Consider the following 25953-nt stretch of genomic DNA (forward strand, 5'->3'; position numbering starts at 1 on the left):
GAGCGCCGAGCGTCCCGGCCGCGCGTCGGAACGTCGCGAATGACTCATTCGGGACCTCCGACGTCCCGAATGAGTCATTCGCGGCACCCGGCCACCCCAACCCACCCGACTCGTGTTGTGAGGAACGAAAAGCGATGACCACCTCGAGGAAGAGCCGCATCGACGCGTTGCCCGCGGAACTGCGGGAGACGCTCAAGCGCCGGCTGGCCGGGCGGGCGGAGCGGTCCGACGTCATCGGCCGGGCGCCGCGCGAGCAGGCCCCGCCGCTGTCGTTCGCCCAGCAGCGCCTGTGGTTCCTCGACGAGTTCCGGCCCGGGGACGCGGAGTACAACAGCGCCGTGGGGCTGCGGCTGACCGGCCCGCTCGACACCGGCGCGCTCACCGGCGCCCTGGCGCAGCTGGTGGCCCGCCACGAGTCCCTGCGCACGACCATCGACGACACCGGTGGCATCCCGGTGCAGGTCGTCCACCCGGCTTCGGAGATCCCGGTGCGGACGCTGGACCTGACCACCGACGCCGATCTGGACGAGGTGCTGGGAGCGGAGTACGGCCGGTCGTTCGACCTCCGCCGCGGGCCGCTGGTGCGGTTCCTGCTGGTGCGGGTCGCCGAAGAGGAGCACGTCCTGCTGCTCACCGCCCACCACATCGTCACCGACGGCGCCTCGATGGGCATCCTGGTCGGCGAGCTCGGCGCACTCTACGCGGCCGCCGTCCGCGGCGAGCCCGCGAACCTCCCCGAGCCGGCGGTGCAGTACGCCGATTTCGCCGTGTGGCAGCGGAACCGGCTCGCCGGACCCGCCCTCGACCGGCACCTCGCCTACTGGACCACCCAGCTGGCCGGGGTCGAACCGCTCGACTTGCCGACCGACCGGTCCCGGCCGGCCGTGCGCACGACCGCGGGTGCCGTGCACCGCTTCAGCGTCCCGGCGGAGGTCGCGTCCGGGCTGGCCGAGCTGGCCAGGGTCCACGACACCACGCTGTACACCGTGCTGGTCGCCGCCTGCCAGGTGCTCTTCGCCCGCTACGCCGGCCGCACCGATGTCGCCGTGGGCAGCGTGGTCTCCGGCCGGAACCGGCCCGAACTGCAGCGGACGGTCGGCTTCTTCGTCGACACGGTCGTCATCCGGTCCACTGTGGATCGTGCGGAGCCGTTCGGGACGTTCCTGGACGCGGTCCGCACGACGGTGCTGGAGGCGTTCGAGCACGCCGAAACCCCGTTCGAGAAACTGGTCGAAGCCCTGCGGGTCGACCGCGATCCCAGCCGCAACCCGCTGTTCGACGTGATGGTCCTGCTGCAGGGGAGCCAGGGCGGGCAGCCGGACTTCGCCGGGCTGACGGCCGAACCGGTCGAGGTGGCCCGCCGGGCGGCCACCTTCGACCTCACCGTCGAGTTCCAGCCGGCCGCGGCCGCGCTCGAGGGATCGCTGGAGTACAACACCGACCTGTTCGACGAGCGGACCGTCGTCGCGCTGGCCGAGCACCTCACCGTGCTGCTCACCGCGATCGCCGCCGGCGCGCACCGCCCGGTCGGCGAGCTGGACCTGCTGACCGACGGCGACCGCGAGCGCGTGCTGCGGACGTTCAACGACACCGCGCACCCGGTGGCCGAGGCGACGGTGGTGAGCCGGTTCGCCGACCAGGTCCGCCGCACGCCGGACGCGTTGGCGGTCGACGACCTGACGTACGCGGAGCTGGACGCTCGTGCCGACGGGCTCGCGCGGCGGCTGGCCGAGCTGGGTGTCGGGGTGGAGGACCGGGTCGGGGTGCTGCTGGAGCGGTCGGCCGATGTCGTCGTCGCCGAGCTGGCGGTGCTCAAGGCCGGCGCCGCGTACGTCCCGATCGACCTGCGGGCGCCGGCGAGCCGGATGCGGCTGGTGCTGGCCGAAGCGGGTGTCTCCGTGGTGGTCGCCGATCGATCCTGTGTGGACATCCACAGTGGACCGATGGTACGAGTGGACGAGACCGGCCCGGAGGGGGCACCTGTCGTGGTGCGGCCCGGGAACCTGGCGTACGTGATGTACACCTCGGGTTCGACCGGGACGCCGAAGGGCGTCGCGGTGACCCACCGCGACATCGTGGCGCTGGCCTCGGACCGCTCGTTCGCGGGCGAGGCGCACCGGGCGGTGCTGGTGCACTCGCCGCAGGCGTTCGACGCGTCGACGTATGAGGTGTGGGTGCCGCTGTTGAACGGCGGCCGGGTGGTCGTCGCGCCGCCGGGCGATGTGGACGCCGAGGTGGTGCGTGATGCCGTCATTCGGGGCGTGCGTGCGCTGTGGCTGACGGCCGGGTTGTTCCGGTTGCTGGCGCAGGAGGATCCCGGCTGCCTGCGGGGTCTCGGCGAGGTGTGGACCGGCGGTGACGTCGTGCCCGCCGCCGCGGTCCGGCAGGTGCGGGAGGCGTGTCCTGGTCTGACCGTCGTCGACGGTTACGGTCCGACGGAGACGACGACTTTCGCCAGCAGGTTCGTCCTGGCCCACGAGGACGTGGTGCCGGACGCGATGCCGATCGGACGGCCGTTGGACAACATGGCCGCCTACATCCTGGACGAGGGGTTGCGGCCGGTTCCGCCGGGGGTGGCGGGCGAGCTGTTCATCGCAGGGAGCGGTGTATCCCGCGGGTACCTCGGCCGAGCGGGGCTCACGGCGGAACGGTTCGTGGCCAACCCCTTCGGTGAACCGGGGGAGCGGATGTACCGCACCGGTGACATCGTGCGCTGGTCCGCGGACGGTGTCCTGGAGTTCGTCGGCCGCGCGGACGACCAGGTGAAGATCCGTGGCTTCCGCATCGAGCTGGGCGAGATCGAGACGGCCTTGGCCGCCCACCCGGACGTCACCGAAGCCGTGGTCGTCGCCCGCGACCGGCGACTGGTCGCCTACGTCGTCACGGCCGGAAAGCCGGATCTGCGGGCGTGGCTGCAGCGTGACCTGCCCGACTACATGGTGCCGTCGGCGTTCGTGACGCTCGACGCGCTTCCCTTGAGCACCAACGGAAAAGTCGACCGTCGCGCGCTCCCGGCGCCCCACGCCCCGGCGGACGACGGCCAGGCCTACGTGCCCGCGCGCACCGCCGTCGAGCACCAGCTCGTGGCCATCTGGTCCGCGGTGCTCGGCGTCGACCGCGTCGGCGTGGAGGACAACTTCTTCGGCCTCGGCGGCGACTCGATCCTGTCCATCCAGGTGGTCGCCCGGGCCCGCCAGGCCGGCCTGCGGCTCACCTCGCGCGACATCTTCCTGCACCAGACCGTCGCCGGCCTCGCGACCGCCGTGCAGACCACCTCGGCGCACACCCCGGTCGCGGTGCCGGTCGCCGGGCCCGCGCCGCTGACCCCGATCCAGCACTGGTTCTTCGCCACCCACGGGCCGCTGAACCACTTCACCATGTCGCAGCTGCTGGAACTGCCCGCCGACGTCGACCGGCAGGCGCTGCGGACCGCCGTCGACGCGGTCGTCGCCCACCACGAAGCCCTGCGGACCCGGTTCTTCACCGTCGACGGGCAGTGGCGGCAGGAGGTCACGCCCACCGCCCCGGCCGGGGTCCTGCGGATCCGGGACCTGTCCTCGCTCGGCGAGGCCGGGCAGCGCGCCGGCATCGAGGCCGCGGCCGCGCAGGTGCGCGCCGGGCTGGACCTGGCCACCGGCACCCTCGCCGGCGCGGTACTGCTCGTCCGCGGCACCCTTCCGCCACTGCTGTTCCTGGCCGTGCACCACCTCGTGGCCGACGGGGTGTCGCTGCGGCTGCTGCTCGGCGACCTCGAAACCGCCTATCGCGAGGCCGCCGCCGGGGCGGAGATCCGGCTCCCGGCCACGGCCACGGCGTTCACCCAGTGGGCGCACCTGCTGGAGCAGCATGTCCGTTCCGGCGGGTTCGACGACGACCTCGAGCACTGGACGCAGGTGGCCCGCCGGGTCCCGGCGGCGCTGCCCGCCGACCACGCGGGCGCCGGCACCACCGGCTCCACCCGCACGCTGACCGTCACCCTCGGCGCCGAAGACACCGACGCGCTGCTGCACCGCGTCCCCGCCACCTACCGGACCCAGGTCAACGACGTGCTGCTGAGCGCGCTCGGGCGCGCCCTGGCGGACCGGACGGGCCGGGACGGCGTCCTGATCGCGCTGGAGGGGCACGGCCGCGAGGACGTCCTCGACGGCGTCGACCTCTCCCGCACGGTCGGCTGGTTCACCACGCAGTTCCCGGTGGCGCTCGACCTGCCGCCGTCGAGGGACTGGGGGGCGACCCTCAAGGCGGTCAAGGAGCAGCTGCGGGCCGTCCCGCGCCGGGGCCTGAGCTACGAGGCCCTGCGCCACCTCGGCGAGCCCGGCGCGCCGGGACACGCGCTGCAGGCGTTCCCGCTCCCGCAGATCTGCTTCAACTACCACGGCCGCTGGGACTCCGGCTCCGGCGGCGACGGCCTGTTCCGCGGCCGGCACGACAGCCCGGGCCCGGAGATCGCCCCCGAGGAGGCGAGCACCCACCAGCTGGACGTCGTCGGCGTCGTCGAAGCCGGCGAGCTGTCGCTGACCTGGTCCTACTCCGACCAGGTCAACGACTCCGGGACGGTCCGGGAGCTGGCCGAGGCGATGCTGGCGGGACTGCGCGAAATCGTCGCGCACTGCGCGCTGCCCGGCAGCGGCGGGCGCACCCCGTCGGACTTCCCGCTCGCCCGGCTCGACCAGTCCACTGTGGACCTGCTGGTGGGTGACGGCCGGGAGGTCGACGACGTCTACCCGCTGACCCCGCTGCAGGCGGGGATGCTGTTCCACACCCTGCTCGAGCCCACCGCCGGCGCCTACGTCGACCAGGCCCGGATGCTCCTGGATGGTGTTCGCGACCCCGACGCGTTCGCGCTCGCCTGGCAGCAGGTCGCCGACCGGACCCCGATCCTGCGCACCCGGCTGGTCTGGGACGGCGTCGAAGAGCCCCTGCAGGTGGTGCAGCGCCGGGCGGTCGTGCCGATCACCCGGCATGACTGGCGCGAGCTGCCGGAGGCCGACCAGAGCGCGCAGCGGGAGCGGCTTTCGGACGAGGAAGCCGCCGCCGGGATCGACCTGACCACCGCCCCGCTGACGCGGCTGGCCATCGCGGCGCTGCCCCACGACCGGGTGCTGCTGATCTGGACCTTCCACCACATCGTGCTCGACGGCTGGAGCCTGGCGCAGGTCTTCACCGAGGTGTGCGAGCAGTACGCCGCCCTCACCGAGCACCGCGTGCCGCGGGTACCGGCCCACCGGCCGTTCCGCGACTACCTCGGCTGGCTGGCCGCCCAGGACGTCACCGCGGCCGAAGACCACTGGCGGGGCGTGCTGTCCGGGTTCGCCGCCCCGACTCCGCTGCCCTGGGACCGGCCCCCGGCGAGCGCGCACCGGGCGCGCTCGTCGCGGACGACCCGGACGAGCTTGTCCACAGAGGACACCGCGCGGCTGCGGGAGGTGGCCGGACGCCACGGCCTGACCGTCAACACCCTCGTGCAGGGCGCGTGGGCGCTGCTGCTGGCCCACCACAGCGGCGAGTCCGACGTCGTGTTCGGCACCACCGTGTCCGGCCGTCCCGACGACCTGCCGGGCGTGGAAACCATGATCGGGATGTTCATCAACACCGTCCCGACGCGGACGCGGATCGACAGCGGCGAGCCGGTGCTCGCGTGGCTGCGGCGGCTGCAGGACGAGCAGAACCAGGCCCGGCGGTACGACTTCCTCGCGCTCGGGAAGCTGCGCGCCCTCAGCGACGTCCCGCCGGGGGAGAACCTGTTCGACAGCATGGTCGCGTTCGAGAACTACCCGTTCGACGAGAACGCCGCCGCGCGCGCCGGGGTCACCCTGCGCGAGGTCACCGCGCTGGACGCCACCAACTTCCCGGTCACCCTGCGCGCCTTCGTCGACCGTCGCCTGGGCTTCGAGCTCTGCACCGACCCGGCGCTGTTCGACGAGGAAACCGCGGCCGCGCTGGCGGCCCGCCTGGAGACCCTGCTGCTGGGTCTCGCCGAGGACCCGGACCGTCCGATCGCCCGGCTGCCGTGGCTGTCGGCCGAAGACCGCGCGCGGCTGGTGACCGGCGATGCGGTACCGCTGCCCGCGCCGGTCATCACCGAGCTGTTCGCCGCCCAGGTCGCGGCGCGTCCCGACGCCGTCGCGCTCACCGACGGCGGCACCCACCTGACCTACGCCGAGCTCAACACCCGGGCGAACCGCCTGGCGCACCGGCTGATCGCGCTCGGCGCCGGGCCCGAACGGTTCGTCGCCCTGCGCCTGCCGCGCTCGGCCGAGCAGGTCGTCGCGATCCTCGCCGTGCTCAAGGCCGGGGCCGCGTACCTGCCGATCGACCCGGCCACGCCGGCCGCGCGCGTCGAGCGGATGCTCGCCGACACCGACCCCGTCGCCGTCCTCGGCCCCGACGACGTCGAGGTGGACTCCGGCCCGGACACCGACCCGCCGCCGCGCTGCACCCCGGACCACCCCGCCTACGTCATCTACACCTCCGGCTCGACCGGGCAGCCCAAGGGCGTGGTGATCCCGCACCGCAACGTCACCCGCCTGTTCGCCGCGACCGACGCCCGGTTCGGCTTCGGGGCCGACGACGTCTGGACGCTGTTCCACTCCTACGCGTTCGACTTCTCCGTCTGGGAGATCTGGGGCCCGCTGCTGCACGGCGGCCGGCTCGTCGTCGTGCCGCACGCCGTGTCCCGCTCGCCGCGGGAGTTCCTGCGCCTGCTGGCCGACGAAGGCGTCACCGTGCTCAACCAGACGCCGTCGGCCTTCTACCAGCTCGTCCGGGCCGACGAGGACGATCCCGGAACCGGCGCCCGGCTCGCCTTGCGGTACGTCGTCTTCGGCGGCGAGGCCCTGGACACGCGTCGGCTGGCCGGCTGGTTCGCCCGCCACGGCGACCGCGCGCCCCGGCTGGTGAACATGTACGGCATCACCGAAACCACCGTGCACGTCACCCACCACGACCTGGTGTCCGAAATGGACGCTCCGGGACTCGTCGGCACGGTCCTGCCCGACCTGCGCGGCCACGTCCTCGACGCCGACCTCAACCCGGTCCCGGCCGGGGTGCCGGGCGAGCTCTACGTCGCCGGCGGCGGACTGGCCCGCGGCTACCTCGGCCGTCCCGGGCTGACCGCCGCCCGGTTCATCGCCGACCCCTTCGGCGCCCCCGGGTCCCGCATGTACCGCTCCGGCGACCGGGTGTCCCGCACCCACGACGGCGCCCTGCGCTACCACGGCCGCGCCGACCACCAAGTGAAGATCCGCGGCTTCCGCATCGAGCCGGGCGAGATCGAGGCCACCCTGCTCGCCCTGACCGACGTCGGCTCGGCGGCGGTGCTGGCCCGCGAGGACGAACCCGGCCGCAAGCGGCTGGTCGCCTACGTCGTCCCGGCGACGCCGGACGCCCCGCCGAGCACCGCGCGGCTGCGCGAACACCTGGCCCGGTCGCTGCCGGACTACATGGTCCCGTCGGCGTTCGTCACGCTCGGCGAACTCCCCTTGACCCGCAACGGGAAGCTCGACCACCGGGCGCTGCCCGCGCCGGTGGCGTCCGCCGACGCCGGGTTCGTCGAACCCCGCACCGACGCCGAACGCACGGTCGCGGAAGTCCTGGCCACCACGCTCGGCCTGGAGCGCGTCGGAGCCGACGGCAACTTCTTCGAGCTGGGCGGGGATTCCATCCTCAGCATCCGGTTCGCCTCCGCGCTGCGCGAGACCTTCGGCGTCGAAGTGTCCCCGCGGACGGTGTTCGACCACCCGACGGTGGCGGGCCTGGCGGCCGCGCTGCCCGCCGCGTCCGCCACCCCGCTCACCGCGGCGATCACGCCGGTGGACCGCGACGGCGAGCTGCCGCTGTCCTTCGCCCAGCAGCGGTTGTGGTTCCTCGACGACTTCGTCCCGGACAACCCCGAGCACGTCACGGTCTTCGGCGTGCGGCTGCGCGGGGACCTGCGGCCCGGCGCGCTCGCCCGGGCGCTCACCGCGCTGATCGCCCGGCACGAGTCGCTGCGCACCACCTTCCCGGCCGTCGACGGCCGGCCCCGCCAGGTCGTCGGGCCGCCCTGGCAGCTCGCGCTGCCGGTCACCGACCTCGCCGGCCCCACGGCGGAGGAGGACCTGCGGCGGTTGCTGGCCGAGGACCTCGCCCGGCCGTTCGACCTGGCGCGCGGCCCGTTGCTGCGGGCCCGGCTCGTCCGCCTGGCGGCGGACGACCACGCGCTCGTGCTGTCCCTGCACCACATCATCACCGACGGCTGGTCGATGGGCGTGCTCGCCGGTGAGCTGGCCACCCTCTACGGCGACGAGACCGCCGAACTGCCCGCGCTGCCCATCCAGTACGCGGACTTCGCGGCCTGGCAGCGCACCCGGCTCACCGGTGCTTTCCTCGACGACCAGCTCGGCTTCTGGCGGCGCGAGCTCGACGGCTTGCGCCCGCTGGACCTGCCGACCGACCGCCCCCGGCCGGCGACCCGGACGGCGAACGGCGCCGAGCACGAGTTCGCCCTCGGCGCCGAAGCCCTCGCCGGGCTGCACCGGCTGAGCCGGGATCGGGACACCACCCTGTTCACCGCGCTGCTCGCGGCCTGTCAGCTGGTGCTGCGGCGCTGGTCCGGCCAGGACGACGTCGTCGTCGGCACGGTGACCTCCGGCCGGGACCACCCGGAGGTGCAGGACCTCGTCGGCCTCTTCGTCAACACCGTCGTGCTGCGGACGCGCGTGGACGGGCGCCAGGGGTTCGGCGAGCTGCTCGGCACTGTCCGCCGGACGGTCCTGGACGCGTTCGCCCACCAGGAGGTGCCGTTCGAGCGGATCGTCGACGAGCTGAGCCCCGAACGGGACCCCAGCCGCACCCCGTTGTTCGAGGTGCTGGTGACCCTGCAGAACACCGGCAGCCGGCTGCCCGCCCTCGCCGGGCTCGCCGCGAGCGAGCTGGAGCTGCCGCTGACCACCGCCGAGTTCGACCTGGGCATCGAGTTCGAGGAACACCCCGGTGGCCTGCGGGGCCAGCTCAACTACAACACCGACCTGTTCGACGCGGCGACGATGCGGCGCTTCGCCGAGCACCTCACGGTGGTGCTCACCGCCGTCGCGGCCGACCCGGACCGGCCGGTCGAGGCGCTGCCGCTGCTTCCCGCGGCCGAGCGCGATCTTGTGGTGGAGGGGTGGAACGACACCGCGCTGGACGTGCCTGAGGTCACTGTCACGGAGTTGTTCGAGGCCCAGGCTCGGCAGCGTCCGGAGGAGACCGCGTTGGTGGCCGGGGACGTCGAGCTGACCTTCGCGGAGCTGAACGCTCGCGCCAACCGGCTGGCCCGGCATCTGGTTTCGCTGGGTGCGGGCCCGGAGCGGGTGGTGGCTCTGGTGTTGCCGCGGACCGCCGAGGCGATCATCGCTTTCTTGGCGGTGTTGAAGGCGGGGGCGGTCTACCTGCCGATCGATCCGGCGTTGCCTGCCGACCGCAAGGAGCTGCTGGTGCAGGACGCCGGGGCCAGTCTGGTCTTGGGACCCTCCGAAGTGGAGCTGGGGGACTACTCCACCGCGGATCTCACCGACGCGGACCGGATCGCGCCGCTGCGACCGGACAACACCGCGTATGTCATTTACACCTCCGGCTCGACTGGCCGCCCGAAGGGCGTGGCCGTCCCGTACCGCAACCTCACCAACCTGCTCTTCAACCACCGCACCGACTTCGCCGTGTCCGGGGAGCGGCTGCGGGTGGCGTTGACGGCGACGTTGTCGTTCGACACGTCGCTGGAAGGCCCGGTGCTGATGGCCGACGGCCACGAACTGCACCTCATCGGCGAGGACGTCCGGCTCGACCCGGACGCGCTGGTCGACTACATCGCCGAGCACCGGATCGACTTCCTCGACCTCACGCCGACCTACCTGCGCCGGTTGCTTCCCGCCGGGCTGCTGACGGACCCGCGGCACCGGCCGAAGATCCTCATGCTGGGTGGCGAGGCCCTGGACGAAACGCTCTGGCGCGAGCTGGGTTCGGCGGAAGTCACCGTGGCGCACAACTTCTACGGCCCGACCGAGTACACAGTGGACGCTGTCTCGTGCCGGGTGGGCGACCACGACCGGCCGGTTCTGGGGCGTCCGCTGGCCAACACGCGTGCTTATGTTCTCGACGAGAACCTGCGGCTGGTGCCCGCCGGTGTGCCGGGTGAGCTGTTCCTGGCCGGAGCGCAGCTGGCCCGCGGCTACCTGGGCCGCCCGGGGCGGACGGCGGGGAGCTTTGTCGCCGATCCGTTCGGCGAACCCGGTGAGCGCATGTACCGCACCGGCGACCGGGTCCGCTGGACCGGCGATGGCCGGCTGGAGTACCTGGGGCGGCTGGACGACCAGGTGAAGATCCGGGGGTTCCGGGTCGAGCCGGGCGAGGTCGAAGCCGCTTTGACCCGCCTGCCCGAGGTCGCCGGGGCCGTCGTGGTGGCCGGCAGGTCCGCCGAAGGGCATGCCCGGCTCGTCGCCTACGTCGTTTCGGCCGCGGACCCGACCTGGTTGCGGACGGCGCTGAAGGAGACGCTGCCCGACTACCTGGTGCCGTCGGTGTTCGTCCCCATCGAGGCGATTCCGCTGACCCCGCAAGGCAAAGTCGATCGCCGCGCGCTGCCCGAACCCACCGTGCACCCCGGTCCGGCCGAGGGCCGGACGGCTCCGCGCACGGACACCGAACGGCTGCTGGCGGAGATCTGGGCCGAGGTCCTCGGGGTCGCGGAACCGGGGGTGGACGACAACTTCTTCGCACTCGGCGGGGACTCGATCCTGTCCATCCAGGTCGTTTCGCTGGCCCGGCGCCACGGCCTGCGACTGACCTCCCGGGACGTCTTCCGCCACCAGAACATCGCCGAGCTCGCGCTCGTCACCGGCGTCGAAGCACCGGCCGAAGCCGAATCCGGGTTCGCCGGCGCGGCGCCGCTCACGCCGATCCAGCGGTGGTTCTTCGAAACCGGCGCCGGCGACCACTTCACGATGTCCACGCTCGCCGAACTCGACCCCGAGGTGGAGCTCCCGGCGCTCGAAACCGCGCTGGCCGCCGTGCTGGCCCGCCACGACGCCCTGCGCACCCGGTTCACCCGCACCGGCGACGGGTGGCGGCAGGAGTTCCGGCCGGACGCGGAGATCCCGGCGCTGAGGCACGCCGAATCGTCCGACATCAGCGCGGTCACGGCCGAAGCTCGCGCCACGCTGCGGGTCGGGGACGGCCCGCTCGTCGCGGCCGTGCTGGTCGCCTCCGAGGCGCGGCCGCCGCGGCTGCTGCTGGTCGTGCACCACCTGGTGGTCGACGGCGTGTCCTGGCGGATCCTGTTCGCAGAACTCGAAACCGCCTACCGCCAGGTGGTCGCGGGCCACCCGGTCGACCTCGGCCCGGCGCCGACGAGCTACCTCCGCTGGGCGGACCGGCTCGCCGGGCACGCCCGCGCCTTCGAGGCCGAACTGCCGTACTGGACGGAAGCGCTCGACGGCGTCGACCCGGACCTGCCCGTGGACGCGGCGGGGGAGAACACCGCCGGAACCACCCGCACGCTCACCGTCGCCCTGGACGCCGACACCACCGACGCCCTGCTGCACCAGGTGCCCGAGGTCTACCGCACGCAGATCAACGACGTCCTGCTCAGCGCGCTCGGCCGGGTCCTGGCCCGCTGGACCGGCCGCGAGCGCGTCCTGGTCTCGCTGGAGGGACACGGCCGCGAAGAGATCTTCGACGACCTCGACCTGTCCCGCACGGTCGGCTGGTTCACCGCCGAGTTCCCGGTCGCACTGACCCTCCCGGCCGCCGAGGACTGGGGACCGACGCTGAAGGCGGTCAAGGAGCAGCTGCGGGCCGTGCCCGGCAAGGGCATTGGTTACGGCGCGCTGCGCTGGCTGACGCCGGACTCGCCCCTGCGGGACGGGCCCGTCCCGCAGATTTCCCTGAACTACCACGGACAGTGGAGCGCCGGCGGCGACGCCGACGGGCTGTACCGCGGCTGGGGTGGCGACCTCGGTGCCGACGCCGACCCCGAGCGGCCGCGCGGCGCCCTGCTCGACGTCGTCGGCATCGTCGACGACGGCCGGCTCGAACTGGCCTGGACCTACACCCCCGAGGTGCACCGGGAAGACACCGTGCGTGGACTCGCGGAGCGGGTCGCGGCGGCACTGCGGGAGATCGTCGCGCACTGCGCCGCCCCGGGCGCCGGCGGCCGCACGCCGTCCGACTTCCCGCTCGCCCGGCTGAGTCAGTCCGAAGTGGACGCCGTGGCCGGGGACGGGCGCGCGGTCGAGGACATCTACCCGCTCACCCCGCTGCAGGCCGGCATGGTGTTCCACACCCTGCTCGACGGCGGCTCCCCGGCCTACTTCGAACAGGTCCGCGTGCGGCTCGCCGGCGTCGCCGACCCCGCGGGTCTCGCCGCGGCCTGGCAGCGGGTGGTCGACCGCACCCCGGTCCTGCGCACCCGGCTCGTCTGGACGGGGGTGGAGGAGCCGGTGCAGGTCGTGGAGCGCACCGCGACCCTGCCGGTCACCCACCACGACTGGCGCGACCTCGGCCCGGCGGCGCGGGAAACCGCCCTGCGGGACCTCCTGGAAGCCGACCGGGCCGCCCCGCTGGACCTGACCCGGGCCCCGCTGACCCGGCTGGCGATCGCCGCCCTGCCCGGCGACGAGGTCGAGCTGGTCTGGACCTGCCACCACGTCGTCCTCGACGGCTGGAGCACCGCCCAGGTCTTCGCCGAGGCCTGCGAGCAGTACGCCGCCGCGACCGCCGGTGTCCGGCCCGCCCTGGTCGCCCGCCGGCCCTACCGGGACTACCTCGGCTGGCTGGCCGGCCGCGACCAGGCCGCCGCCGAAGAGTTCTGGCGGACCACCCTGGCCGGCTTCGACGCCCCGACCGCGTTGCCCTACGACCGGCCGCCCGCCCAGGCCCACGAGTCCCGCTCCACCGATTCGGTCCGGACCGCGCTGCCCCCGGCCGCGACCCTGCGGCTGCGCGAGTTCGCCGGGACCCACGGCCTCACCGTCAACACCCTCGTCCAGGGCGGCTGGGCGCTGCTGCTGGCGCTGGTCTCCGGCGACCGCGACGTGCTGTTCGGCACCACCGTGTCCGGCCGTCCGGCCGACCTGCCCGGCGTCGAGACGATGATCGGGCTGTTCATCAACACCATCCCGACCCGCGTCCGCGTGGACGGCGCCCAGCCGGTCGCGCGGTGGCTGGGGCAGTTGCAGGCAGCTCAGAGCGAAGCCCGCGACCACGACTTCGTGTCGCTGACCCGGCTGCGCCCGCTCAGTGACGTGCCCGCCGGGCAGAACCTGTTCGACAGCATGGTGGTGTTCGAGAACTACCCGATCAGCGAGCCCGCCACCGCGGGTGCGCCCCGGGTCGCCGAGGTCACCGCGACCGACGCCACGAACTTCGCGCTGTGCCTGCGGGCGTACCTGGACGACGGCCTCACCCTCGACCTCGCCTACGACCCGGCGCTGTTCGACCTCGGCACCGTCACGGCGCTGACCGAGCGGCTGGTCTTCCTGCTCGACGCCGTCACCGCGGACCCGGACCGGCCGCTGGCCCGGGTGCCGTGGGTCGGCGCCGCCGAACGCGCCCGGGTCCTCGCCGACGCCCACGGTCCCGGCGCCGCCGGGACACCTGCGACGGTGCTCGCGCTCTTCGCGGACCAGGTGCAGCGGCATCCGGACGACCCCGCGGTGTTCGCCGGCGACCGGACCCTCACCTACACCGAGCTCGACGAGCGCGCCAACCACCTGGCCGGGCGGCTGGCCGAACGGGGCGTCGCCGCCGAGCACCGGATCGGGCTGCTGCTCGAACCGTCGGTCGAGCACGTCGTCGCCGAGCTCGCCGTGCTCAAGGCCGGCGCGGCCTACGTGCCGCTGGACACCCGTGCGCCGCACGAGCGGCTGCGCGCGGTGCTCGCCGAGGCGGGGGTGTCGGTCGTGGTGGCCGGCGACACCTGGCTGACGGCCGCCGAAGCCGTCCACAGTGGACCGGTGCTGACCGTCGGCGAGCAGCGGTCGCGCACCGCGCCGGACCGCCCGGTGGGGCCCGAAAACCTCGCCTACGTGATGTACACCTCCGGCTCCACCGGCGTGCCCAAGGGCGTCGCCGTGCGCCACCGTGACATCACCGCGCTGGCCCAGGACGGCCGGTTCACCGGCGGTGCCCACACGCGGGTGCTCGCGCACTCGCCGCTGGCCTTCGACGCCTCCACCTACGAGCTGTGGGTCCCGCTGCTCACCGGAGGCGCGACGGTCCTGCCCGGCGGGCCCGACCTGACTCCCGAGTCGTTGCGGCGCGCGGTTTCCGAGCACGACGTGACGTCGGCGTGGCTGACGGCGGGGCTCTTCCGGCTGCTCGCCCAGGACGCCCCGGACTGCCTGCGCGGCCTGCGCGAGGTGTGGACCGGCGGTGACGTCGTCCCGCCCGCCGTGGTGCGGGCGGTCCGGGCCGCGTGCCCGGGCCTCGTCGTGGTCGACGGCTACGGGCCCACCGAAACCACCACCTTCGCCACCTCGTTCCGGATGGCCGGCGACGCGGCGGTGCCCGAGCCGGTCCCCATCGGCCGTCCGCTCGACGGCATGCGCGCGTACGTGCTCGACGCGGAACTGCGGCCGGTCCCGGCCGGGGCGCCCGGCGAACTGTGCCTGGCCGGCGCCGGGTGCGCGCGCGGTTACCTCGGCCGCCCCGGCCTGACGGCCGAGCGGTTCGTCGCCGACCCGTTCGGCGCGCCGGGGGAGCGGATGTACCGCACCGGCGACGTCGTCCGGCGCGGTCCCGACGGGGAACTGGTGTTCCTCGGCCGCTCCGACGACCAGGTCAAGCTGCGCGGGTTCCGGATCGAGCTCGCCGAGGTCGAAGCCGTGCTGGCCGCGCACCCGGCGATCGCCCAGGCGGTCGCGAGCGTCCACGCCGACGAGGCGGGCACCCGGCGACTGGTCGCGTACGTCGTCCCGGCTCCCGGGCGCACCGCTGACCTCGCGGAGCTGCGGGCGCACGCCGCCGCGGCCCTGCCCGAGTACATGGTCCCCGCCGTCGTCCTGGTGCTGGCGGCGCTTCCGCTGAACCGCAACGGGAAGGTCGACCGCCGGGCCCTGCCCGCCCCGGACGGCCCGCTGACTTCGCGACAGCCCTACGTCGAGCCGGCCACCGCGACCCAGCGCGCCGTCGCCGGGATCTGGCAACGGCTGCTCGGGCTCGAGCGGGTCGGGGCGAAGGACAACTTCTTCGAGCTCGGCGGCGACTCGATCCTCAGCATCCGGCTCGTTTCCCGGCTGCTGGCGGAATGCGGCGTTTCGCTGTCGCCGCGGGCGGTGTTCGCCCACCCGACGGTCTCCCGGCTCGCCGCCGCGATCGAAACCGTCGGGGCCACCGACGAGGACCCGATCCCGGTCGTGCCCCGCGACCGCGAGCTGCCGCAGTCCTTCGCCCAGCAGCGGCTGTGGTTCCTCGACGAGTTCGAACCCGGCGGCACCGAGTACGTCACCGGCTCCGCGGTGCGGCTACGCGGCGAACTGGACGTCGACGCGCTCGCGGCGGCGTTCACCGCCTTGGTCGCCCGGCACGAGCCGCTGCGGACCACCTTCGGCTCGGCCGAGGGCCACGGCGTCCAGGTCGTCCACCCGCCCGCGCCGGTCCCGGTGCCGGTCACCGATCTGACCGGGCTGCCCGCGGACGCCCGGGAGGAGGCGCTCGCGGAGATCCTGCGCGCCGACGCGGAACAGCCCTTCGACCTCCGCGAAGGGCCGCTGCTGCGGGTCAACCTGATCCGGCTCGCGCCCCGGGAGCACGTGCTCGTCGTCACCGTGCACCACATCGTCACCGACGGCTGGTCGAACGGGCTCATCGCCGAAGAGGTCGGCCTGTTCTACGAGGCCGCGCTGCGCGGCGAGCAGGCCGATCTGCCGCCCCTGCCCGTGCAGTACGCGGACTTCGCGGCCTGGCAACGCGGCCGCCTCGCCGAGCGGGTGCTCGCCGGGCAGGTCGAGTACTGGACCGAGCGCCTGCGTGACCTGACGCCGCTGCAGCTGCCCACCGACCGGCCCCGGCCGCCGGTGCGCACCACCCGCGGCGCGATCCGGGAGATCGCCGTCCCGGCGGCGGTGACCGCCCGGCTGGAGCAGGTGAGCCGGCAGCGGGAGACGACCCTGTTCACCACCCTCGTCGCCGCGTGCCAGGTGCTGCTCGGCCGCTGGGCCGGCCAGGACGACGTCGCCGTCGGCACGGTCGCCTCCGGCCGCGAGCGGCCCGAGCTGGACGGACTCGTCGGGTTCTTCGTCAACACCCTGGTGCTGCGCTCGCGGGTCCGCCCGGACCTGCCCTTCACGGCGTTCCTCGACGAGGTCGCCGCGGGCGTCCGCGAGGCGTTCGACCACCAGGACCTGCCGTTCGACCGGGTCGTCGACGCCGTCCAGCCGGACCGGGACCCCAGCCGCACCCCGTTGTTCGAGGTGCTGGTGGCGCTGCAGAACACCGGCAACCGCCTGCCCGCCTTCGCCGGCCTCGCCGCGAGCGAGCTGGAGCTGCCGATGACCACCGCCGAGTTCGACCTGAGCGTCGAGTTCCAGCCGGACGGGGACGTGCTGCGGGCCGTCCTGACCTACAACACCGACCTGTTCGACGCCCGCACGATCGACCGGCTGGCCGGGCACCTGGGCGTCCTGCTCGCCGGGATCGCCGACGACCCGGACCGGCCGGTCGAGGCGCTGCCGCTGCTGCCCGCGGCCGAGCGCGACCTGGTGGTCGAGACGTGGAACGACACCGGCCTGGACGTCCCCGCGGTCACTGTCACCGAGTTGTTCGAGGCCCAGGCCCGGCAGCGCCCGGAGGAGACCGCGCTGGTCGCCGGGGACGTCGAGCTGACCTTCTCGGAACTGAACGCTCGCGCCAACCGGCTGGCCCGGCATCTGGTTTCGCTGGGTGCGGGCCCGGAGCGAGTCGTGGCGGTCGCGTTGCCCCGCACTGCTGAAGCGATCATCGCTTTCTTGGCGGTGTTGAAGGCGGGTGCGGTCTACCTGCCGATCGATCCGGCGTTGCCTGCCGACCGCAAGGAGCTGTTGCTGCAGGACGCCGGGACGAGCCTGGTCTTGGAGCCCTCCGAAGTGGAGCTGGGGGAGTACTCCGCCGCGGATCTCACCGACGCGGACCGGATCGCGCCGCTGCGGCCGGACAACACGGCCTATGTCATCTATACGTCCGGCTCGACCGGCCGTCCGAAGGGGGTGGCGGTTCCGTATCGCAACCTCACCAACCTGCTCTTCAATCACCGCAACGATTTCGCCCCACCGGGACAACGACTGCGGGTGGCGTTGACGGCGACGTTGTCGTTCGACACGTCGCTGGAAGGCCCGGTGTTGATGGCCGATGGCCACGAGTTGCACCTGGTGGGCGACGATGTCCGGCTCGACCCGGACGCGTTGGTCGACTACGTCGCCGAGCGCCGGATCGACTTCCTGGATCTGACTCCGACCTATCTGCGTCGTCTGATTCCCGCGGGACTGCTGACCGACCGGCGGCATCGGCCGAAGATCCTCATGCTCGGTGGCGAAGCTCTCGACGAGGGTCTTTGGCGTGAGCTGGCGGCGGCGGAAGTTACGGTGGCTCATAACTTCTACGGACCCACTGAGTACACAGTGGACGCCGTCTCGTGCCGGGTCGGGGACACCGGCCGACCGGTGCTGGGCCGTCCGTTGGCCAACACGCGTGCCTACGTTCTCGACGAGAAGTTGCGGCCGGTGCCCGCCGGTGTGCCGGGCGAGCTGTTCCTCGCCGGGGCGCAGCTGGCCCGTGGTTACCTCGGCCGGCCGGGCCGGACGGCCGGGAGCTTTGTCGCCAATCCATTCGGCGAGCCGGGCGAACGCATGTACCGCACCGGCGACCGCGTTCGCTGGACGACGGACGGGCAACTGGAGTACCTGGGCCGGCTGGACGACCAGGTGAAGATCCGGGGCTTCCGGGTCGAGCCGGGCGAGGTCGAGGCGGCCCTGACGAGCCTGCCCGAGGTCACGGCCGCGGTCGTGGTGGCGACCCGGCCGGAGGAAGGGCACGCCCGGCTGGTCGCCTACGTCGTCTCGACGGCGGACCCCGCGCGGCTGCGGATGGCGCTGAAGGAGACGTTGCCCGACTACCTGGTGCCGTCGGTGTTCGTCCCCATCGAGGCGATTCCGCTGACCCCGCAAGGCAAAGTCGACCGCCGCGCCCTTCCCGCGGTCGCCGACACGGCCGAACCGGGCACCGGCTACGTCGAGCCGGCGACCCCGGCCGAACGGGTGCTCTGCGAGATCTGGGCCCAGGTCCTCGGGGTGGACCGGGTCGGGACCGCGGACAACTTCTTCGAGCTGGGCGGCGACTCCATCCTCAGCATGCAGGTCGTGTCCCTGGCCCGCCGGGCCGGGCTGCGGTTGTCCACCAAGGACATCTTCCTGCGCCAGACCGTCGCCGCACTGGCCCCCGTGGCCGGCGCGGTGGCCGAGACGGCGGAGCCGGACCGGCCGGTCACCGGGCCGGTGCCGCTGACCCCGATCCAGGACTGGTTCTTCGCCACCCACACCGTCAACCCGCACCACTTCAACCAGTCCATGCTGGTCGAGCTCGCCGACGGCTGCGACGCCGGCGCGCTGGAGCGGGCCCTGGCCGCGGTGTGGACCCACCACGACGCCCTCCGGATGCGCTTCACCCGCACCGAGGAGGGCTGGCGCCAGCACAACGCCGACGTCGAACCGGTGCCCGCGCTGCGCCACGAGGACCTGACCGCCGTGCCCGAGGCCGAACGGGAGGCCGCGCTGGCGCGGATCGCCGACGACGCCCACGCCGGGTTCGACCTCACGCGCGGCCCGCTGCTGGCCGCCGTCCTCGTCACCGCGGACGCGGGGTGGCGGGCGAGGCTGTTCCTGGCCGTGCACCACGTCGTGGTCGACGCCGTCTCCTGGCGCATCCTGCTCGACGACCTCGACAACGCCTACCGGCAGGCCGCGCGGGGCGTCCCGATCGACCTCGGCCCGCGGACGACGTCGTTCCGGGACTGGGCGCACCGCCTCCGCGACCACGTCCGCGACGGCGGGTTCGACGACGAGCTGGCCTACTGGACCGGCCTGCCCGCCTCGGGCGAGCTGCCGGTGGACCACGACGGCGGGACCGTCGGCACGGCGGAGGTCACCGTGGTGCTCGACGCCGACGACACCAACGCCCTGCTGCGCTCGGCGCCGTCGGCGTACCGCACCCGCGTCAACGACGTCCTGCTCACCGCGCTGGCGTGGGCACTGGCCCGGTGGACCGGGCGCCCGGACGTGTCGATCGCCCTGGAAGGCCACGGCCGGGAGGACGTCCTCGACGGCGTCGACCTCACCCGGACCGTCGGCTGGTTCACCACGCTGTTCCCGGTCGGGCTGTCCGTCGACGGCGCGGACGACCCGGACTGGCGGACGCTGGTCAAGTCGGTCCGCAAGCAACTGCGGGCCGTACCGGGCAACGGGTTCGGCTACGGCGCGCTCCGCCACCTCGGCGACCCGGACGTCCGGGAACGGCTCGCCGGCACCGGGCCGCAGCCGCAGATCACCTTCAACTACCTCGGTCAGTGGGACGGCACCGGGAAGGCGGGGGCCGAAGGCCTGTTCGCCGCGGTCCGCGGCTCGCTCGGCCTCGACCACGACCCGGCCGAGCACCGCCCGCACCTGCTCGACCTGGTCGGCGCCGTCGAGGACGGCGAGCTGGTGTTCTCCCTGATCTACCAGCCCGGCCGGCACGACCGGCGGACCGTCGAAGCGGTGGCCGGCGACTTCGCCGCCGCCCTGCGGCGGATCGCGGCCGACAGCCGGGTTCCCGCCGGCCGGAAGGGGCGACGGTGACCACGCGGCTTTCCCGGAACCGGAACTACCAGCTGCTGTGGTGCAGCCAGGCGCTGTCGGAAGCCGGGTTCAGCGCGTCGATGATCGCGTTGCCGCTGCTGGTGCTGGCGGTGACCGGCTCGCCGGCCCTGTCCGGGCTGGTGCTCGGCGTGGACGCGATGGCCCAGCTCGTCGCGGGGCTGCCCGCGGGAGCGCTGGCGGATCGCTGGGACCGCAAGAAGATCCTGCTCGGCTGCGAAGCCGGTTACGCGCTGGCGGTGGCGAGCCTGGCGGCGGCGATCTGGTGGGGCGTGGTGAGCGTCGCGCAGCTCGTCGTGGTCGCGGCGGTCATGGGCTGCTGCCGGTCGCTGTTCGGACCGGCCGAAGATGCGATGCTGGCCGGGGTCGTGTCCGCGGACCAGCTGCCCACCGCGGTGGCGATGAACTCCGCGCGCGGCGCGCTCGGCCAGCTGTCGGGCACCGCGGGCGGCGGGTTCCTCTACGCACTGGGTCGGGTCGTCCCGTTCGCCTTCGACCTGCTGGCCCACCTGGTTTCGCTGGTGGCCCTCTGCTTCGTCCGCGCGCCGCGCCGCGCCGAGGTGCCGTCCGCCGGCCGGCACTTCGGCCGGGAGATCGCCGAGGGGCTGCGCTGGGTGTGGTCGGTGCGGCACGTGCGCGCCACCATGGCGTGCGCGGTGAGCCTGAACTTCTTCTTCAGCGCCTACTACATCGTCGTCATCGTGCTGGCCCAGGAGCGGGGCATCACCTCGGGCGAGATCGGCGTGATGGCCGCGATGCTCGGGGTCGGCGGGGTGGTGGGCTCCCTGATCGCGCCCTCCCTGCAGCGGCGGCTCAGCCCCTACGTGTCGATCATGAGCGTGTTCTGGGTGCTGACCCTGCTGACCCCGCTGGCGGCCGTCATCCACGACGGCTACCTGCTGGGGGCGCTGTTCGTCGCGATGGCCCTGTCCCCGCCGACCGCCAACACGACGATCGGGACCTACCAGCTGCTGCTCACCCCGGACCGGCTGCGTGGACGGCTGACCAGCGTGATGGCCGTGATCGGCGGGGTGTCCGCGGCGACCGGGCCGGCTTTCGGCGGCCTGGTGGTGCAGGCCTTCCCCGGCACGGACGCCGTCCTGCTGTGCGCCGCGGGCATCGCGCTGGTGACCCTCTTCGTCACCTTCAGCCCCACGCTCCGCCGGTTCCCCCGCAGCGACACCCTCACCGCCGAAACCGCACCGACGACCGAGGAGACCAGGCGATGACCACGCCGGAACCCGGCACCGGCCTGATCACGCGGCTTCGTCGTCACGCCAGGGGGCCGGCCGGTTCTCGGCCTGGGCAGCCGTCTTCCGAGGCGGGCGCGCGGCCTGCTTCCGGTCCACCCAGGCCAGCACGACGGCGAGCCCGGTGGTCGAGGCCGCGCCGAGCAGCAGGCCCCGGCCACCCAGGCCGCTCGCCGCACCCGCGAGTGCCGCACCCGCGGCCGCCATCGCCACCTTCAGCCCGGCGCTGGTGACGAACACCTGGGCCTGGGCACCGGCCGGGGCGTAGCCGCCGCGGGCGGTGAGCGTCGCGGTGAACGACGTCGCGTTCAGCAGCCCGAGCACCCCGAACCCCGCGACGGCCGAGACGTAACCCGGCGCGAGTGCGCACAAGGCCGTGGCCACCGCCATGGCGCCGAACAACCGCGCGGCGAGCAGTGCGGGTTCGCCACGCAACGGCCACGCCGTGACCAGCGCGGAGCCGAGGAGGCTGCCGGCGCCGTAAGCGACCGTCAGGGTGGCGCCCGCCGCGGCGGAGCCGTGCAGCTCACTGCCGAACCGCACCGCCACGACGGGCAGCGCGCCGAGCTCGACCGCGGCGAGCAGCGTCAGCACGGTCACCCGCCGCAGCGCGGGTTTCCGGACGAGGACCGCCAGCCCGGCCCGCAGGCCGGCGACTTCGCGAGCCGGTTCCCGCGCGGCGAGCGGCAAGGTGAGGACGAGCGCCCCGCCGACCCCGGCGGCGACGGCCGGCCCGAGCACGGCGTCGAGCGGCCCGCCGAGCGCGGTGAGCCCGGCGGCCGCGGCCGGCCCGGCGGTGCCGCCGACGCCGTAGGTGAGCGCGTCCCAGCCCCGCCGCCGCCGTCCGGCGCCGAGGTCGCCGAGGACGCTGCTGAGCCCACCGGTCAGCAGCGGCCCACAGCACCCGGCGACGGCCACCGCGCCGACGGCGGCCAGGCTGCCGATCGTCAGGGCCCCGGCGGCGAGCGCCAGCCCGTAGAGCAGGTAGGCGGCGGCGAGCAGCCACCGCCGATCACGAGCGCGATCGAGCCGAGCGGCCAGCCAGGGACCGACGAGATGGGGCGCGTTGAGCGCGGCGACGAGCAGTCCGCCGACCGCGGCGGACAGGTGCCGGTCGGCGGCGAGCAGGAGAAGCCCGACCGTGGTGCCGCTGTCGGCGCCGCGGACCAGCACCGCGGCGGTCAGGTAGCGCACCAGTCCGGACATGCCCGCCTCTCGTCGTCACCACATTGTCTGGTGACATGCTCTGGTGACGCGAGCTTGGCAGAAGGGTCCGTCACCACGAGCACCCGCGCGAGCTCCTGAACACGCCATCTGACGTAACGCGATGGCTCTCGGAAGCGGGATACGGCGCCGAGATCACGGTCGACGACGTCGGTCTGCGGCGGACTGTCGCTCTTCGCGAGACGGTCGACTCCTTGTGTCGTCGGGGCCCTTCGGAGGCGGGGCGAGCCGACTTGAACGCCTTCGCTGTTGAGCCGCCGTTGGTGTTGCAGTGGACGGGTGCCGCCGTTTCGTACCGTGGCGATCTCGGGCAAGCACTGTCCACGTTGGCTCGTGATGCCATCGATCTGCTCGCGGGGCCTCATGTTTCGCGGATCCGTGAATGTGCGCACCCTGACTGCAGCCGGTTGTTTTTGGACGCTTCTCACGCTGGGCGGAGGCGGTGGTGTGGGATGAGTGCTTGTGGTACCAAAGCGAAGTCCGCCAGCTATCGGCGGCGTCGTGCTTCCTCTGGTTGAGTTTCAAGATACGGCTTCGCCGTGGCGTGGGAAATCGGCGCTCTCTGTGGTGCTTTCTCGTTCGGTCGCCGGCGCCGATTCCCCACGCACCGAGTCTCTCTCGTGGGGTGTTCAGGCTGATCGCAGTTGCTGCCGAATGGAAAGACCACACCGTCGGCGGCAACGACAGCCGCAATTGTCCACCTACACGGTGTGCAACCACCTCACGAACCCGCGAACAGGGGACGCATCAAATCTGCGGCGGCTGACGAGGCATGTCGCCGCCGGGTCAGCGTGGTGTCCGTTGTGGACAGCCGGTCCGCGAGGTCCTACCCGTGCGTGGCCCGGGACCGGTGCTGGTCGCTGCCGGCGAACCTGGCTAGGGATGCCGCCGCCAGGTCAGCGTGATGTCCCGCGTGGACAGCCAGGCCGCGAGGTCGTAACCGTGCGCGGCCAAGCCCTCGACCGCGGCGTAGGTCGTTTCCAGCGCGTACTCCGCTTCTTCGGCCGTGACCAGGCCCGCGGCGAGGGCTTCCAGCAGCTCGTCGGTGTCGATGACCCGTACGGACAGCTTGTCCTTGAGCACCAGGTCGACATACAGGTCGGTGGCGACCCAGCGCGGCCCGTCGCGGCGGACGCGGACCACGTCGAGGTAGAAGTCCTGGTCGCGCTCGTGGCCGGGGGAGAACCAGAAGTCGGTGAAGCGGAGACCCAGCCCGGGCACCAGCCATGACTCCAGGTAGTGGAACTGCGCGCGGCCCGGTGTCGGGCGGGCGACGTACAAGCCGAACGGTTCCTCGCGGTACTCCTCGACCTCCCGCCGGATGCCCTTCGGATCGATGTTCACGCGCGCGGCGGGGTCGAAGATCTCGACCTTCGGCGGGTGCAGTGGGGCCATGCCGCCCATCCTGCCGGGATCCGCGGCGGAACCGGTCACGAATCGCACACACCCGCCGCGCGCGCCACACGTTCGGGCTAAGGTGCGCCGACCGTCCGGGAGCCGAGGGGGAACTGGGGATGTTCGGGATCATCAGGCCGTGCCGGCACCGGCTGTCCGCCGGCCTGCACGCCGACTGGCTGGCGCACCTGTGCGGGCTCTGCCTCACGCTGCGCGACGAACACGGCCAGTTCGCCCGCGTCGTCACCAACTACGACGGGCTGATCATCTCCGTGCTGGTCGAGGCGCAGGCACCACGCGCGGACCGGCGGCGGGACGCGGGCCCATGCCCGCTGCGGGGCATGCGGACGGCGTCGGTCGCACGCGGCGAAGGCGCCCAGCTCGCCGCCGCGGTGTCGCTCGTGCTGGCCGCCGCGAAGGTCGGCGACCACGTCGAAGACCGCGACGGCGCCTTCGGCAAGCGCCCGGTCGCCGCGGCCGCGCGCCGGGTCGCGGCCCGCTGGGCGGTGCAGGGCAGCCGCACCGGCTCGCGGGTCGGGTTCGACACGGCGGTGCTAACCGAGGCCGTCGACCGGCAGGGCGAGCTGGAACGCGCGATCCGTCCCGGGGACTCGGCCCTGCTGGCGACCGAGCCGGCCGAACTGGCCACGGCGGCGGCCTTCGCCCGGACGGCCGAGCTGGCCGGACGGCCAGGCAACGCGGCACCCCTCGCCGAGGCCGGCCGCCTGTTCGGGCGGGTGGCGCACCTGCTGGACGCGGTCGAGGACCACGCCACCGACGCCGCCACCGGCGCCTGGAACCCACTCCTGGCCACCGGAACGGGCTGGGCGGAGGCGAGACGCCTGTGCGACGACGCGGTGCTGGGCGTCGAGCTGGCGTTGCGCGAAGCCGACTTCGCCAACCCGGCCCTGGTGCACGCGCTGCTGGTCCACGAGCTGCGGCAGGCGGTGCACCGCGCCTTCGGCCACGGCTCGACCCCCGGCCACGGCACGCCGTTTGCGCAGCAGCCGCCGCCGGGATGGATCGGGCCAGGCCCGGCGCCTCAGCAGCATCCACATCAGGTTCCGCCGGGCTCGGGAGGGGCACCGCAGCCACGCGGATTTCCCCCGCCCGGCCCGGTCCCGCCGCCGGGCGCCCCCGGTGGTCCTGGAGGCCCAGGCGGCCCGAGTGGGCCCGGCGGTCCCGGTGGCCCGGGTGGTCCGGGTGGTCCCGGTGGGCCGGGCGGTCCCGGAGGCCCAAGTGGCCCGGGCGGTCCCGGAGGCCCAGGCGGTCCCGGAGGTCCGGATGGTCCTGGAGGCCCAGGCGGTCCCGGAGGCCCAGACGGCCCAGACGGCCCCACCGGCCCCGAGCCGCTCCACGGCAAAGGCGGCGGCCTCTGGTACCCGAAGTTCGCCGTCCCGCCGAAGAAGCGCAACTTCTTCCTCGGCTGCGCCCTCACGCCCTACATGTGCTGCACCTGCCAGTTCTGCTGCCGCGATCCCTATCCTGGCCCGTGGAGCGGGAAGCCCGTCGGCGCCTGTGACGGCTGTGACTGCTGCAGTGGCTGTGACGGCTGCGACTGCGACTGTTGCTCCTGCTGCGACTGCAGCTGCTGAGACAAAAAGGGGGAGCGCGCATGACGGACCCGATGGCCGAACTGCACCACCGAGGCCGCGAGAACTTCGCCGGCCTGGTCGAGGACGGCGCGAAGCGGCTCGACGCGCTGTTCGCCACCGTCCCCGCACTGGGCGAGCTGGCGGTCGGCACCGTTTACGGCCACCTGCACGAACGCCCGGCCCTCGACGCCCGCACCCGCGAAGCCGCCACGCTCGCCGCGATCGTCGCCGCCGGCATGGTCGGGCCGCCGCTGAGCGTCCACCTGCGGACCGGGCTGGCCGCGGGGCTGTCGCCCGCCGAAGTCTGCGAAGTCGTCGTCCAGACGGCGGCCTTCGCCGGCTTCCCGCGCGCGGTTTCGGCGGCCGACCAGCTGAACCGCCTCTTCGAAGGCCACGGCCTGCCGATCCCGCCCCCGCCGTCCCCGCGCGAAGTCGTCCTCGCGCACCTCGCGGCGCCGGAAGGCGAGGTCGCCGCGGTCCTCGCCGAGTTCCCGCGCACCGACGTGCAGGCGACCGGACCCGACCGGGTGCTGGTCTCGTGCTTCGGGGACGGCCCCGCGCCCGGGGCGGTCCTGCACTGCTCGGTCGACGGCGGCGACGTCGCCTCCGTCACGGTGTTCCGCCCCCGCTGACCAGGGCCGACGGAAATTG

7 protein-coding genes and 1 pseudogene are annotated in these 25953 nt (G+C 73.6%); 6 read left to right on the forward strand and 2 right to left on the reverse strand.

Annotated features, from left to right (window positions below; all coding sequences use genetic code 11):
- Positions 1 to 134 precede the first annotated feature (134 nt).
- Positions 135 to 19820, forward strand: coding sequence for a non-ribosomal peptide synthase/polyketide synthase (locus AB0G28_RS22425; RefSeq protein WP_361091940.1), 19686 nt, complete (start codon positions 135 to 137; stop codon positions 19818 to 19820).
- A complete protein-coding gene (locus tag AB0G28_RS22430; protein WP_361091943.1) occupies positions 19817 to 21067 on the forward strand; it encodes an MFS transporter in 1251 nt (416 codons plus the stop codon). The genes AB0G28_RS22425 and AB0G28_RS22430 overlap by 4 nt, the downstream gene beginning before the upstream one ends.
- 27 nt (positions 21068 to 21094) lie before the next feature.
- On the opposite strand, the gene AB0G28_RS22435 is transcribed toward AB0G28_RS22430, so the two are convergent.
- Positions 21095 to 22294 (reverse strand): MFS transporter, encoded by a 1200-nt coding sequence (locus tag AB0G28_RS22435; protein WP_361091946.1) that lies wholly within the window; start codon positions 22292 to 22294, stop codon positions 21095 to 21097.
- Between the two features lie 80 nt (positions 22295 to 22374).
- On the opposite strand from AB0G28_RS22435, the pseudogene AB0G28_RS22440 reads away from it, so the two are divergent.
- Positions 22375 to 22662, forward strand: a pseudogene (locus AB0G28_RS22440) (ABATE domain-containing protein); the annotation flags it as partial.
- Positions 22639 to 22830 carry a CGNR zinc finger domain-containing protein gene (locus AB0G28_RS22445; RefSeq protein ID WP_361092083.1) on the forward strand — a complete coding sequence of 64 codons (192 nt, stop codon included), beginning with the start codon at positions 22639 to 22641 and terminating at the stop codon, positions 22828 to 22830. The pseudogene AB0G28_RS22440 and the gene AB0G28_RS22445, both read left to right, overlap by 24 nt.
- 358 nt (positions 22831 to 23188) lie before the next feature.
- Here the strand turns inward: AB0G28_RS22445 and AB0G28_RS22450 are convergent, their stop codons facing one another.
- Positions 23189 to 23707 carry a DUF402 domain-containing protein gene (locus AB0G28_RS22450; protein WP_361091949.1) on the reverse strand — a complete coding sequence of 173 codons (519 nt, stop codon included), beginning with the start codon at positions 23705 to 23707 and terminating at the stop codon, positions 23189 to 23191.
- A 119-nt stretch (positions 23708 to 23826) separates the two neighbouring features.
- Between AB0G28_RS22450 and AB0G28_RS22455 the strand changes: the two genes are divergently transcribed.
- Both AB0G28_RS22455 and AB0G28_RS22460 read left to right on the forward strand, forming a co-directional pair.
- Complete coding sequence (locus tag AB0G28_RS22455) at positions 23827 to 25302, forward strand: DUF5685 family protein (RefSeq protein WP_361091952.1); 1476 nt, start codon at positions 23827 to 23829, stop codon at positions 25300 to 25302.
- Between the two features lie 20 nt (positions 25303 to 25322).
- Positions 25323 to 25934, forward strand: a complete 612-nt coding sequence (locus tag AB0G28_RS22460) for a carboxymuconolactone decarboxylase family protein (RefSeq protein ID WP_361091955.1) — start codon at positions 25323 to 25325, stop codon at positions 25932 to 25934.
- The last annotated feature ends 19 nt before the right edge of the window (positions 25935 to 25953 follow it).

The sequence above is a fragment of the Amycolatopsis sp. NPDC021455 genome (assembly GCF_040640995.1).
Taxonomy (GTDB): Bacteria; Actinomycetota; Actinomycetes; order Mycobacteriales; family Pseudonocardiaceae; genus Amycolatopsis.